This is a genomic window from Streptomyces sp. WG5 (assembly GCF_049974565.1).
GTDB lineage: Bacteria > Actinomycetota > Actinomycetes > Streptomycetales > Streptomycetaceae > Streptomyces.
This window is the reverse complement of the sequence record NZ_JBNGGC010000002.1, coordinates 196,152-209,414: the sequence shown is the minus strand read 5'-3', so window position 1 is coordinate 209,414 and position 13,263 is coordinate 196,152. Positions and strand designations below refer to the sequence as shown.

11 protein-coding genes are annotated in these 13,263 nt (G+C 70.9%); 5 read left to right on the top strand and 6 right to left on the bottom strand.

Translation table 11 applies throughout. The features are described 5' to 3' along the window. Positions 1-69: 69 nt before the first annotated feature. The gene (locus ACP4IX_RS02855) at positions 70-2,133 is read right to left on the bottom strand and encodes a SpoIIE family protein phosphatase (RefSeq protein ID WP_426554670.1); all 2,064 of its coding nucleotides are present in this window, start codon (positions 2,131-2,133) and stop codon (positions 70-72) included. A gap of 210 nt (positions 2,134-2,343) precedes the next feature. Between ACP4IX_RS02855 and ACP4IX_RS02850 the strand changes: the two genes are divergently transcribed. Together ACP4IX_RS02850 and ACP4IX_RS02845 are read left to right on the top strand one after the other, a co-directional pair. Continuing rightward, on the top strand, positions 2,344-3,282 hold the full coding sequence (locus tag ACP4IX_RS02850) for a Ku protein (protein ID WP_426554669.1): 939 nt from the start codon (positions 2,344-2,346) through the stop codon (positions 3,280-3,282). 145 nt (positions 3,283-3,427) lie between these two features. Continuing rightward, entirely contained in the window at positions 3,428-4,174 is a 747-nt protein-coding gene (locus ACP4IX_RS02845; protein WP_426554667.1) for a phosphotransferase family protein, read from the top strand. Between the two features lie 157 nt (positions 4,175-4,331). Here the strand turns inward: ACP4IX_RS02845 and ACP4IX_RS02840 are convergent, their stop codons facing one another. From ACP4IX_RS02840 to ACP4IX_RS02830, 3 genes are all read right to left on the bottom strand, one after another. After that, positions 4,332-6,080, bottom strand: coding sequence for a protein kinase domain-containing protein (locus tag ACP4IX_RS02840; RefSeq protein WP_426554666.1), 1,749 nt, complete (start codon positions 6,078-6,080; stop codon positions 4,332-4,334). Between the two features lie 380 nt (positions 6,081-6,460). After that, positions 6,461-6,658, bottom strand: a complete 198-nt coding sequence (locus ACP4IX_RS02835; RefSeq protein WP_426554665.1) for a hypothetical protein — start codon at positions 6,656-6,658, stop codon at positions 6,461-6,463. A gap of 252 nt (positions 6,659-6,910) precedes the next feature. Next, complete coding sequence (locus ACP4IX_RS02830; protein WP_426520231.1) at positions 6,911-8,086, bottom strand: FAD-dependent oxidoreductase; 1,176 nt, start codon at positions 8,084-8,086, stop codon at positions 6,911-6,913. A gap of 92 nt (positions 8,087-8,178) precedes the next feature. Between ACP4IX_RS02830 and ACP4IX_RS02825 the strand changes: the two genes are divergently transcribed. Next, positions 8,179-8,820: a TetR/AcrR family transcriptional regulator gene (locus ACP4IX_RS02825; protein WP_426554664.1), complete on the top strand. Its 642-nt coding sequence runs from the start codon at positions 8,179-8,181 to the stop codon at positions 8,818-8,820. Positions 8,821-9,233: 413 nt separating this feature from the next. On the opposite strand, the gene ACP4IX_RS02820 is transcribed toward ACP4IX_RS02825, so the two are convergent. Further along, positions 9,234-9,881, bottom strand: coding sequence for a dihydrofolate reductase family protein (locus ACP4IX_RS02820; protein WP_426554663.1), 648 nt, complete (start codon positions 9,879-9,881; stop codon positions 9,234-9,236). Positions 9,882-10,129: 248 nt separating this feature from the next. After that, the gene (locus ACP4IX_RS02815; protein ID WP_426554662.1) at positions 10,130-10,399 is read right to left on the bottom strand and encodes an NAD(P)-dependent oxidoreductase; all 270 of its coding nucleotides are present in this window, start codon (positions 10,397-10,399) and stop codon (positions 10,130-10,132) included. A 329-nt stretch (positions 10,400-10,728) separates the two neighbouring features. Here ACP4IX_RS02815 and ACP4IX_RS02810 point away from each other — a divergent pair, with 329 nt between their 5' ends. Together ACP4IX_RS02810 and ACP4IX_RS02805 are read left to right on the top strand one after the other, a co-directional pair. Next, positions 10,729-12,321 (top strand): ABC transporter substrate-binding protein, encoded by a 1,593-nt coding sequence (locus tag ACP4IX_RS02810; RefSeq protein WP_426554661.1) that lies wholly within the window; start codon positions 10,729-10,731, stop codon positions 12,319-12,321. 1 nt (position 12,322) lies between these two features. Next, positions 12,323-13,252 (top strand): ABC transporter permease, encoded by a 930-nt coding sequence (locus tag ACP4IX_RS02805; protein WP_426554660.1) that lies wholly within the window; start codon positions 12,323-12,325, stop codon positions 13,250-13,252. Positions 13,253-13,263 lie beyond the last annotated feature (11 nt).

Below are 13,263 nucleotides of genomic sequence, written 5' to 3'. Positions count from 1 at the left end.
GCCTGTGTCGACCGGCGTTTGTCCTTCTTGTCTGCGAAACGATCCACCGGCCGTGGGAGTGCCCCCGCGTCACGTACGGGGACTGATGAGCAGCAGGGCGATGTCGTCGCCGGGGGCGGGCGCGTGCCGTATGAGGGTGTCGGCCATGGCGTCGAGATCGGTGGGGTCGGCGTGCTCGAGGAGCCCCGCGAGGGCCGCGATCGCGTCGTCGAGGTCGACTCCGGGGGCTTCGACGAGTCCGTCGGTGTAGAGGGCGAGAACGCTGCCGGGCGGCAGGCTGAATTCCAGCGCCGAGTAGACGGTGTCGGGCTCGATGCCGAGCAGCAGTCCGGGGGGTATCCGCAGGAGTTCGGTGCGTCCGTCGGCATGGCGCACGAGAGGGGGCGGGTGGCCGGCGGTGGCCAGGCAGGCGCGCTGCGTGGCGAGGTCGAGGTGGACGTAGACGCAGCTGGTGAACAGGCCGGGGTCCAGGTCGGTGAGCAGGCGGTTGGTACGGGCCAGGACGTCGTCGGGGGTCGCCCCCACGGTGGCGTGGGCGTGGACGGCGGTGCGCACCTGCCCCATGAGGGCCGCGGCGTCCACGTTGTGGCCCTGCACGTCGCCGATGGTGGCGCTGGCCGTGTGCTCGTCGAGGCGGATCAGGTCGTAGAAGTCGCCGCCGATGCCCAGGCCGCGGGCGGCCGGAAGGTAGCGGGCGGCGACCTCGAGGCCGGGCACACGGGGGAGGGTGTGCGGCAGCAGGGCCGACTGCAGGCGGTGGGCGAGGTGGTGCTTGGCGTCGTAGAGACGGGCACGGTCCAGTGCCTGCCCGACCAGTCCGGCCAGTGAGGTGAGAGCGGCTCGTTCGCCGGGCGGGAAGGCGTGGGGCCGTTGGTAGGCGATGAGGAGGGAGCCGATGGGGCGGCCGGACGAGATCAACGGCAGCACGGCCCATGCGGCCATCCCGTCCTCGTGCACGGTGGCCGGGTAGGCGCGCTGCATTTCGGCGAAGGACGCGAAGAAGCCCGGGACGCCGGTGGCGAGAACGTTGGCGCCGGGGATGTCCGAACTCAGGGGGACGGCGTCGAATCTGTCCATGATCTCGGTGCGGTAGCCGCGGTGGCCGAGGATCCTCAGGCGGCCGTTCTGCGCGGTCATCAGCACCATCGCCTGCGCCCCCAGTGCGGGCAGCAACTGGTCGGCGGTCTGCTCGACCACGTCCTGGACACCGACCGCCTCGGTGAGGGTGGAGGCCAGATGCATCAGGTGGTACAGAACGGCGGCGCGGCTGGGTCCGGCGGTCGGTACGGAACCCGGCAGGGGGGCATCGTCGGCCGGGCTGCCACGAGCGATGCGGACGCTGAGGCCGGTGGCGTCCGGGTACAGCTCGAAGGCCAGCCAGGTCTCCGGGGGGCGCAGCACGGTGAAGGCCTGCGGCCGGCGGCTGACCAGCGCGGCCCGGTAGCGGTCCTCGACGTGGGGGACGTCCATCCACGGCAGCGCCTCCCACGGCAGGGCACCCACCAGATCGTCCCGACCGGCACCGAGCAGGTCGGCCGCGGCCTGGGTGAGGAAGGTGATGCGTCCGTCGAGGTCCAGCGAGCAGTACCCGCCCGGCAGGCGGTCGACGAAGGCCGACAGGGTGGTCGCCTCGCTGGGGGAGGGAGTGCGCCGGGCCGGCGGCGGCAGGGTCCGGGGCCGGTCCGCGGGCAGCAGCGGATCGCCGCGGTCCGCCGCCTGCTGCAGGAGCCCGCCCAGGTGGCGGCAGCCCTTCTGGATGACGTCGCGTTCCTCGGGGCTCAGCTGCGCCGGATGGGTCCCGGGCCACAGCAGCACCAGTCCGCCCCGGGGCGTGGCACCCGATGCGAGCGGAGTGGCCGCCAGCGCGAAGTCGTACGGCAGTACCAGCGCCGGCCGCGGATACCGGCGCGCCATCTCCTCCCGGCCACCGACCCATACCAGGCGCCGCTCGCGGACGGCGTCCGCCACCGGCATCGGATCGGTCAGCGCGACGCGCATCCACGGAGTGGCGAACTCCTGGGGGACCCCCGCGACCAGGACCTGCCACAGGGCGTCGTCGCCGGGCGGCAGCACGTACAACAGCCCTCCGAACGCCCCGCTCTCCCGCACCACGGCAGCCATCGCGGCGTCCATCAGATGTCCGCCCGAATCCGCGCAGGCTCCGGCAGGGCTGCTCGACGCCAGCCACACCGAACATCACGCATATGTGGACACTACGCCCGTCCCGTCGTGATGGCACGCGGGATGCGCCGGCGTGCGGCCGGGGCCGGTGGCGCGCGTGCGGGGCCGCCGTGCCGCTCATAGTCTGGTGTTGCTCGGGGCTTCCTGTGGAGAGGTCTGCCCATGCCCCGGTCGATCTGGAGCGGTGCCATCTCGTTCGGTCTGGTCACGGTGCCGATCCATGTGGTCGGCGCGACCGAGGACCACAGCATCCGGTTCCACCGGTACCACCTGGCGGACCAGGGCAGAATCCGGACCCGCAAGGTCTGTGAGCTGGAGGACCGGGAGGTCGGCTCCGACGAGATCGGCAGGGGCTACGAGCTGACCAGCACGCAGATCGTTCCGGTCACCGACGAGGAACTGCGCGAACTGCCGCTGCCGGCCGCCAAGGCCATCGAGATCGTGGCGTTCGTTCCGCTGTCGTCCGTGGATCCGATCCGGATCGGCGACGGTTACTACCTGCAGCCGGACGGCCAGGTGGCCGCGAAGCCCTACAAGCTGCTGCGCCAGGCGCTGGCGAGGTCGTCGAAGGTGGCGGTGGCGAGGTACGCGTGGTCGGGCCGGGAACGGCTGGGCCTGCTGCGGGTGCGGGACGAGGCGATCGTGCTGCACGCGATGCGCTGGCCCGACGAGGTCCGTGATCCCTCCTCCCTCACACCGCCCCCGGTCGAGGTGTCCGAGGAGGAGATCGAAGGCGCGCTCGCGCTGATGGACACGATGACCCGGGACGACCTGGAGGGCGACGAGTTCCAGGACACCTACACGGACGCCGTCATGGGGCTGATCGAGGCGAAGCGCGAGCACAGGGCGCCGCCGGCGGCGCCGGAGCGGGAGGAGCAGCCGGGGCAGGTGCTGGATCTGATGGCCGCCCTGCAGGAGTCCGTCTCCAAGGCCAAGGAGTCCCGGGGCGAGGGCGGGCGCGCCGAGGTGCACGAGTTGCCCGGGCCGAAGAGGAAGGCCGCGGCCGGGAAGAAGCCGGTCGAGAAGGCACCCGAAAAGAAGACCGCGGCGAGGGGGACGGCCGCGAAGAAGGCCCCCGCCCGCAAACCGAGAACCGCTTAGGGCTCCTGACAAAGGTGGTGGGCTTGACCTGGTCAGAGGTCGGTGTCGTGCACGAGGCCGCTGGGTAGCGGGACGCGGTCAGCCGCGTCATCGCAAGCGACAAACCCGGCGACGTCGGCGATCAGGCCCGGGATACTGGTCGCCCATGGATGAGGTCAAAGTCGTCGTCGCCCATTCCGAGCGCGCGACCCTGCGCGTCGGCGACGTGTTCCTGAAGGTGGACGCCGATCAGGCGCGTATCGACGTCGAGGTCGAGGCGATGTCCCTCGCCCCGGTTCCGACCCCGGAGGTCCTGTGGCGCAAGCCGCCCGTGCTCGCGACCGCCGCACTCCCGGGCACGACGCTTGGGCGCCTCGGCGGGCCGGTGACCGGGTCGCCGGCGGCGTGGGCCGCGGCGGGCGCCGCCATGCGGAAGCTGCACGACGCGCCGCTGCCGCCCTGGCCTGGCCGGGCTGGCCGGAGCATCGACGAGTTGACGAAGGAGCTCGCCGACGAGTGCGAGTTGCTCGTGACGAACGGAGTCCTGCCGGCCGACCTGGTCACCCGGAACCGACAAGTCGCCGAGGCCGCGCTGCGGCCGTGGACTCCGACGTTCACACACGGCGACCTGCAGATCGCGCACGTCTTCGTTGACGGCGACGAGGTCACCGGCATCATCGACTGGTCCGAGGCGGGTCAGGGAGATGCCCTGTACGACCTCGCCACCTTCATACTCGGACACGAGGAGCACCTCGACGACGTCATCGCCGGCTACGGCACCGACATCGACCTCGACGTGATCCACGCGTGGTCGTCGTTGCGAAGCCTGCTGGCAGTTCGCCCGCTGATCGAGCAGGGCTTCGACCCCTTCGCGCCGGGGTGTGAGGTCGACGTTCTGAGATCCCGGATGTGAGGCCGCGCGGCCCGACTGCCACCTGTGTTCTGACGCATCGGCCGGGAGCTGTCCGGCCGGTCATGCAACTGCCGGGGAACTCACGGAGACCGGTCTCCCTCCCACGTCGGCGATGTGGTGACCGCCGCGTTCCGGTCAGGTGACCGGTCTGGCTGGTTCAACCCGTCCGGAACGGCTTCAAGGACGGCCAGTCGGTGAGGGGGCGTGGTTCCTGGAGGCGGCCCTTGCCGGAGCGGTCGCCGGCGATGTGTACGTGCAGGTACTGGTCGCCGGAGAAGACCCAGAAGCGGTGGTCGTCACCGGGGTCCGGCAGGACGGCGTCGACCTTGTTCGTGAAGCGGTCCAGTCCTCCGAACGTCTTGCGCCACTGCGCGATCGGGGCCGGCCCGCTCACCCGCCGCGCCGACGCCGGGTCCGCGCCCGTCTCGACGACCATGTACTGGCTGCCGGAGAACACCCAGAACCTGCCCCGCGCACCCGGAACCGGCATCACCGCGTCCACACGATGCGCGAAGCCCGGGGCGTCGCCGATGCTGTTGCTCCAGTCGGTGAGGGGGCGTGGTTCCTGGAGGCGGCCCTTGCCGGAGCGGTCGCCGGCGATGTGTACGTGCAGGTACTGGTCGCCGGAGAAGACCCAGAAGCGGTGGTCGTCACCGGGGTCCGGCAGGACGGCGTCGACCTTGTTCGTGAAGCGGTCCAGTCCTCCGAACGTCTTGCGCCACTGCGCGATCGGGGCCGGCCCGCTCACCCGCCGCGCCGACGCCGGGTCCGCGCCCGTCTCGACGACCATGTACTGGCTGCCGGAGAACACCCAGAACCTGCCCCGCGCACCCGGAACCGGCATCACCGCGTCCACACGCGAGCCTGCGTGGGCACCGGTGGACGTCTGCCCGGTCTGGTGGGACGAGCCAGAGCCGGGGTCGTCTCCAGCGACGTACGCGGTCACGCCCGCTCCGGTGAGGAGCACCACCACGGCGACCGCCCCCGTGATCGCCGTGCGGCGCCGGTTCACCCCTGCGGCCGCCGTGCGGCGCCGGTTCGCGCGTGTGGGCGGCACCGGCTGCCGCAGTGTCGCCTGCACCGTTCGGGGAGCTCCGTCGACAATCGACCGCAGCGCGTCCGCGAGTGGTGCGCCGGACGGGCGCTTGGCCGGGTCCTTGTCCAGCAACTGCTCGATGACGTCGCCCAGCGGGCCCCGGACGCGGACGGAGGGCGGTTCGAAGGCGACGGCGAACGAGGTGGCCGTGAGGTCCCCGCGGGCGAAGGGCGTCTGACCGGAGGCGAGGAAACACAGGGTGACGCCGAGGGAGAACAAATCGCTGGCCGGTCCGGCGGGCTGATCGCGCAGGCGTTCCGGGGCCATGTACTCGGCCGAGCCGACCACGCCCCCCGTGCCCGTGAGACCTGTGTGACCGGACAGGGCGGCGATACCGAAGTCGGTGAGCACGCTGCTGCCGTCCGCGCGCAGAAGCACGTTGGCCGGTTTCACGTCCCGGTGCAGCGCGCCGGCGGCGTGGACCGCCTCCAACGCGGACAGGATCTCCAGTCCGACGCGGGCCGTCTCCACCGGTGACAGGAGCCCGCTCACTCGCACGCGCTCGCTCAGCGAGCCACCCGGCACCAGTTCCATGACGATCCACAGACCGCCGTCGAACTCCACCAGATCGTAGATGTCGATGACATGCGCGTGCGTCACCCGGGCGATCGCCCGCGCTTCCGACAGCACACGCCGCATCGCCGCCTGCTGCTCGTACCCGCCGCCAACGGCATGAAGTTCCTTGACGGCCACCGTCCGCTGCAACAGATGGTCCCAGGCACGCCACACCGTGCCCATACCGCCGCTGCCCAGTCGGTCGGCGAGCACGTACCTGTCGGCGACGACTCGCCCGCCCACACTTTCGATCACGACGAGACAATGTACATGCCGACCTCCAGGGCGATTCGGGTGAGCACGTGCGGAGCCGGATGACGAGAGCTGCTGCGGTGGGGGTGCCCCGGCAGACGTGGCGGCGCGTGTCGTACCGGGGGAAGGAGGCGTGCTGCGAGCTGGGCGGTCAGGCGGCGGATCTCGGGCAGGCTCAGCGGGACCAGGCGCTACTCACCGGGATCGGAGCCGCATCGGGTCGATGTCGACGCGGGCGACTGGGCGTTCCGCAGCCTGACGGGTTCGTGCTGCGCTCGGGTGCGTTCCGGGAAGGAGGGTGGTCCGGCCACCTGGGCGGCGCTTGCCGACGAGGTGATGCCGGTGCAGCGCCGGCAACCGCAGGGCCGGGGCGCGGACGCCGGTCACCGTGCCGAACGTATCCGCTGCAGTAACCAGGTACCGCCTGTCACTGTCGCCGTCACCAACAGGCCTATTGTCAGCGACATCCTGAACTCCTCCATCTTGCTGCCGTCGTCCGCGACCACCACCGACAGCGCCGTGATGACGACCGTGATCACCAGCCCGATGGCCAGGTTCTTCCGCACCCGCGATTTCAGCAACTGCTTCTCCTTCTCGATGGGTGTGGCGCAGCACCGTCCTCGACGCGGCGGCACACCGAGTTGTCATCAGTTCGGGTCGAGCAACGCTCGGTCAGTGCGGTCTTGCGCCGCGCCCCGTCACGGCCGTTGCCGGCCGACCCCCTCGTACGCTCGTCATGCGCCGGCGCCTCCCCGCGCATGCGGCCCTGCCGACCCCGATCGTCGGCAACCCGCGTCCATCTTCACGAGCGAGGCGTCGGACCTGCGGACCGTCTAGCGCGTGGTGGACCGCGATCCGTCCGAGGCGGGCAGGGAAGGCGGCTCGTAGTCGTACAGGTATCCCTGCACCCGTTCGAAGAACGGGAGGAGTACGCGCATCTTCGCTGCGTTGACCTGTCGCTTCACGGCGCCGGGCCGCTTGCTCTCACGGGCGTTGTGCCCGTGCTTGAGCAGCCTGTCAATGCGCGGGCGGCGTGCCTCGTCGTAGGCCTCGAGTGCCGCTGGGACGGTCGGGGCGCCGCTCAGCGCCGCCGCGAGTTCCAGTGCGTCCTCGATGCACATCGAGGCGCCGTGTCCGACGCCGACGGGGTGGGCGGCGTCGCCGACCAGGACGATGCGCCCGCTGTGCCACTTCTGGACCGGGTCGCAGACGTTCAGGTAGCCGGACGCGGCTATCGATGTCGTGGCCGCGAGGAGGGCCCTCGGCGTTGCCTCCGGGAACAGCTCGGTGACGCGCCGCAGCCATTGCGCGTCGTCGACGCCTCGCAGGTCGGGCTTGACAGGATCCCCGATCTGAGCCGTCCACCACTGGGTCTGTTCGTCGATACTGGTGTACACGAACGCACCGTTGCGCGTGTAGGCGAGGCTCCAGACGCCGGGCTCGACACCCGTCATGGCGGAGATTCCGGCGACCCCGTAGAGCCCCGCGTACTCCGCGCGCGGCGCGGACGAGTCGATCACCCCGCGCACGGTTGACCAGATGCCGTCGGCACCCACGAGCAGCTGCGCGGTGTCGCGCCGGCCGGAGGCGAATTCGGCCACCACGCTGTCCGCTGACTCCGTCGCGCCCACCAGGCGTTCGCCGGTGACGATCTGCGCGCCCGCGTCGAGCGCCGCGCGCCGCAGGAGTGCCACGAGCCGTCCCCGCTGGAGCGAGATGCTGCGCATCGGATCGGCGTCGCGCCGAAGGCGTGGCACGTCGCCCAAGAGGTGGCCGCCCCCCGTGTAGAACCGCATCCGGTCGATGGGGAATCCGACCGCCTGTACCTCGCGCAGGCAGCCCAGCTTCTCCAGTGCGCGCAGGCCGTTGACCGCCAGGCTGAAGTGGGCGCCGACGTCCTCGACCGGAACGTCGTACGCCTCGTAGACGGTCACCTCGTGACCGGTCTGCTGCAGTGCAAGGGCGACGGCGGGTCCTGCTATCCCGCCGCCGATCACGATCGTCCGCACGATGTCTCCCTGAATTGACGTTCACTGAATAGCAATTCGGTGAAAGTGTGTTCCGATACGCTGGCGCCTGTCAACAGTCGAGGGAGGACGACATGCCGCAGGCGAGTACCGCCAGTCGAAAAGTCCGGGCGGCGCAGACCCGTGCCGCGCTGCTGGACGCGGCGCGGGAGCTGTTCAGCGATCGCGGCTACCTCAATACGAAGATCACCGACATCACCGCCGCGGCCGGACGCTCGACCGGCTCGTTCTACGAGCACTTCGCCGGCAAGGACGAGCTGCTCCAGGCGCTCCTCGCGGAGATGGAGGGTGCGATCGACGAGCGCATGGTCGGCCTGGAGCACCCACGTGACCACGACCTGACCGACCGCGACCAGCTGCGCGACCACGTCGGTGTCGCGTGGACGGTGATGCGGCAGAACCGCCCGGTCGCGCTCGCACTGTTCCAGGCGATGGTGGCCGACGACCCCGGCACGGGCCGGGCCTGGCGCGACCTGAGCGAGCAGACCGGAACCATCCGGGAGCACCTGGAGTACCTGGTCGAGCGCGGACACCGGCTGCCCGGCGACCCCGAGTTCGTCGCGGTGGCGATGGGCGCGATGCTCGTCACCCTCAACTACGCCGTGATCACGCCCCCCGGCGGCGGCGAAGACGACCAGCACGTCGTCGACACCCTCACGGATCTGCTGCTGCACGGGCTGGCGGGACCGGCGTCACGACCAGTGGAGGGGCCTTGACGCGCCACGTACGCGTCGATCCCGCGCCGGCCGGGGACGAGGCTTTGCTCACGCGGTCGGGCTGCACACTGCGGCCTCGTGCGGTCCGCGTCGCCTGAAGAACAAGTGCGGCCTGGACCAGTACGAAGTCCGCCGCTATGTCGGATGGATGAGGCACATCATCCCGGCCGTGCTCGCGCTGCCCTTCTCGCGGCCACGGCGGCCCGCGCGGCGGCGGAGGGGGAGGCGGAAACGGTTCCACCTCGTCCCGCTCACCGGGGCAGAAATCCGTCGGCCGCTGGCCACTGACCCCGCCCACCGGCCCCACTCGCCCCTTCGCATCCCTGTGCTGATTCGGTCGCGATGGCGGCGAAGGCGTCAGGCCGTGGCCCGGCACTGTCACTGCCGGCGACGATGTCCGCAGCGGAGGAGGCTCACAGGCCCGCACGGGTGAAGGTCACATGCGTCACTCCGCTGGGCGAGGAGATGGCCTCGACCTGGTAGTGCTTCTCGAGGCCCTCCAGCCCGTCCCAGAGGCGCACGCCCCGGCCGAGCAGGATCGGGACCACCACGATGTGCATGTGGTCGATGAGCCCGGCGGTGAGGAAGTCGCGGATCACCGTGGGCCCCCCGCCGATGCGGACGTCCTGGCCGCCCGCGGCCTCGCGAGCCGCGTCGAGGGCCTTGTCGGGCGCGGCGTCGAGGAAGTGGAACGTCGTGCCGCCCTCCATCTCGATCGACGGGCGCGGATGATGGGTGAGGACGAAGACCGGGGTGTGGAACGGCGGGTTGGGCCCCCACCACCCCTCCCATTCCGGGTCCTCGTTCCATCCGGGGTGGCCGAATTTTCGCGCACCCATGATCTCGGCGCCGATCCCGGGTGCGAACTTCCGCGCGAAGGCGTCGTCGATGCCGCCGGTCCCGCCGGGGCGGCCCGTCATCTCGTGCCACCACCGCGTGGCGAACATCCACTCGTGCAGCCTTTCGCCGGCGTGGCCGAACGGCTCCTCGTGGCTCTGGCCCTCACCGGTGCCGAAGCCGTCGAGCGAGACGGAGAAGTTGTGGACGCGGGAGAGTGGCATGACCGGCGACTCCTTCCTTCCGTCGGCCGAGCTCCGTCCGAGCCGTTCGGCCACACAGCGATGACGGCCGTCCCGAAGCCGCGACGCCTCATGCCCATTCCTCCCAGGTCTCATGGGCAAGCGCAATTCATGCGGGGCCGAGCAGTCCCCGGGCCGCCGGTGCCGGTCGTCCGCGCGGGCCCACCCGGCAGATCCAGCGTGGTGCGGAAGCCCCGTCGGAGCGCGGCGGTCCCTGGCCGTGCCACGACTTACCGCAACCGCAACCGCAACCGCAACCGCAACCGCAACCGCAACGGCAACGGCAACCGCCACCGCTGCCGGGTCGCCGTCCGCTCCTCCAGCACCCTGGACACCCGTAGGCCGACCGCCTGGCGCAGCCGGGCGTCCTCGGTGCCGGTCTTGCCGAACCCGATGATTCCCGCCCGGCGACCGGTCAGCGTCGTGCCGCAGGGGAGTGCGGGGTCGTCGGCCACGTTGCGCCACCGCCCGGCGCGCAGCGCGCGGTCGGCGTCCAGCACGTCACCGGCATGCCGGCCGAGCCGGGGGGTCCCGCAAGGCCACGGGAGAGTCACGGCGACGTCGACTTCCGTTCGCATGCTCCTGCAATGCATCGCCCTCCTCATACGTGGTCGGCGTTCCCGTCCGTGGACATCCAGGAGGGGTGCGGCGGGTGCGGGCGGGCCATGTCCGATCCTCCGCATGTCTTGACGCTGCCCGTGCCCCGGTTTAGCTTCGCGTTCACAGATACAGACCGAGTGCGCAAGTGTAGACAGCTCTGGGTGGCCGGCCCACCCCCCGCCCGTGTTCGGAACGCGTCACATCAGCACTTCCCCGGAGACACGCGACGATGAAGCCCTCCGTTCCATCCCCCCGGCGCGCCGCACCAGGGCGGCCCCGCACCATCGGCGCGACACTGCTGGCGGGCACCGTGCTCCTGTCCAGTGGGTGCGCCGTGGCCAACAGCGCGGGTGGCGACACCGGCCGCGCCGACGGCCGCACCCTGCGGGTGGTGCTCACCCAGGAACCGCCGACCCTGGAACCCTGCGAGGCGTCACTGACCGGCACCGGAGTCGTCGTCCGGTCCAACATCACCGAGCCCCTGGTCGAACGAGATCCCGCGTCCGGTGAGCTGAACCCCCTGCTGTCGACCGGCTGGAAGCAGACCACGCCCCGCACCTGGACCTTCGGCATCCGCTCCGGGGTGACCTTCCAGAACGGCGCGCCCTTCACCGCGGAGGACGCCGCCTTCTCCATCGACCGGGCGGTCAACTCCGACCTGGCCTGCAACGTCGAGGGCTACGTCTTCGGCGACGAGGACCTCCGGGTCGAGGCGGTCGACGACGGCCGACTGACCGTCACCACCGAGCAACCGGACCCCATCCTGCCGCTGCGTCTGAGCTTCGTGGAGATCGTGCCCCGCACGACGGACACCGGGGCGAAAGTCCGTATCCCGATCGGCACCGGCCCCTACGCCGTCCGCTCCTGGCAGCCCGGAGCGGCCATCTCCCTCGACCGCTTCGACGACTACTGGGGCGAGGCCCCCGCCTTCGCACGGGCCCGCTACGTCTGGCGCGGCGACGCCAGTGTGCGCGCGGCCATGATCGACAAGGGCGAGGCGGAGATCGCCGTGGCGCTGGACCCGATGGAAGAGGAGAAGGACACGACGGCCGCGTACCCCAACAACGAGACGACCGCGCTGCGGCTGGACGGCCGAGAGCCCCCGCTCGACGACCTCCGGGTGCGCCGGGCGATCGACCTGGCCGTGGACCGCGAGGGCATCATCGACGCCCTGCTCGGCGGTCTCGCCGAACCGGCGGCCCAACTGGTCCCGCCCGGAGTGGTGGGACACGGCGACGGGATCGAACCGACCCGGCAGGACGTCGGCGAGGCCCGCGCCCTGGTGGAGGAGGCGTCGGCCGATGGCGTGCCCACCGGCCGGCAGATCACCCTCGTCGCCCGCAACGGCATGTTCTCCGGGGTGTCGGAGACGGCGGAGGCCCTGCAGTACCAGCTGCGGGAGATCGGCCTGAACGTCCGGGTCCGTATGGCCGACACCGCCACCCACCTCCAGTACCTGCTGCGTCCGCTGCCCGAGGACGTCGGCCCCGTCGCCCTGCTGATCATGCACGGCAACCAGGCCGGTGACGCGGCCTTCACCGCCAGCCAGTACCTGCTGAGCGACGGCCCACAGTCGACGTTCGGCACGGAGCACCTGGACCGGCGCATCGCCGAGGCGGGCGCCCTCTCCGGCGAGCGGCGTCAGAAGGCCTTCGCCGACCTCTTCGCCGAGCAGAACGACTCCGTCGTCCAGTACGCCCATCTCGCCCACATGAACGGGCTGCTGGGCCTGTCACGGTCGATCCGGTACGAACCGAACTCCGCCACCGGAGACGAACTGCGGCTGGCCGAGATCCGCCCGGCCGAGGGGGCGAAGCCCTGACATGATCCCCTTCCTGCGCACACGCGTGGTCTCCAGCGCCGTCCCCCTGATCTGCGTGGTCCTGGGCGTGTTCTTCCTGTCCCGGATGACCGGCGATCCCGTGGACCTCTACCTCCCCCTGAGCGCCACCCCCGAGCAGCGTGCGGAGTTCTCCGCCGCACAGGGCTTCGACCTCTCGATCCCGGCGCAGTTGTGGAACTACCTCGTGGACGCCGCGCACCTGGACTTCGGCACCTCCCTGCGGACCGGGCAGTCGGCGGGTTCGATGGTGATCGACGCCTTTCCCGTCACGCTCCAGCTCGCCGGCGTGACGATGCTGCTGGCGATCACCGGAGCCGTGCTGGTCGGCAGCCTCGCCGCCTACCGCCCCAACTCGCTGGTCGACAGGATCGCCAGCCTGCTGTCGATGACGGCCGCCGGCATCCCCGACTTCTGGTTCGCCATCATGGGTGTGCTGGTCTTCGGCGTGAGCCTCGGACTGCTGCCGACCTCGGGCACGCTCGGCGGCCCCGAGATATGGGTGCTGCCCGTCGCGACCCTGCTCATCCGCCCCTTCGGCGTACTGGTCCAGGTGGTCCGCGGCAGCATGGTCACCGCGCTGTCCGCGCCCTACGTCAAGATCGCCCGGGCCAAGGGCGCCGCACCCCGGCGAGTGGTCTTCGGCCACGCCCTGCGCAACGCCGTGACGCCGGTGCTGACCGTGGCGGGCGACCTGACGGTGGGCCTGGTCAACGGTGCGGTGATCGTCGAGACGATCTTCGGCTGGCCCGGCATCGGCAAGCTCATGATCGACTCCATCCTCCAGCGCGACTTCGCGGTGCTGCAGGCAGCCGTTCTCCTGACCGCGGTGACGATCTTCGTGCTCAACATCCTCGTCGACGTCTGCCACGCGCTGGCCGACCCCCGAGTGCGTCAGGCGGTGCCGACGTGAGCGAAGGAAGA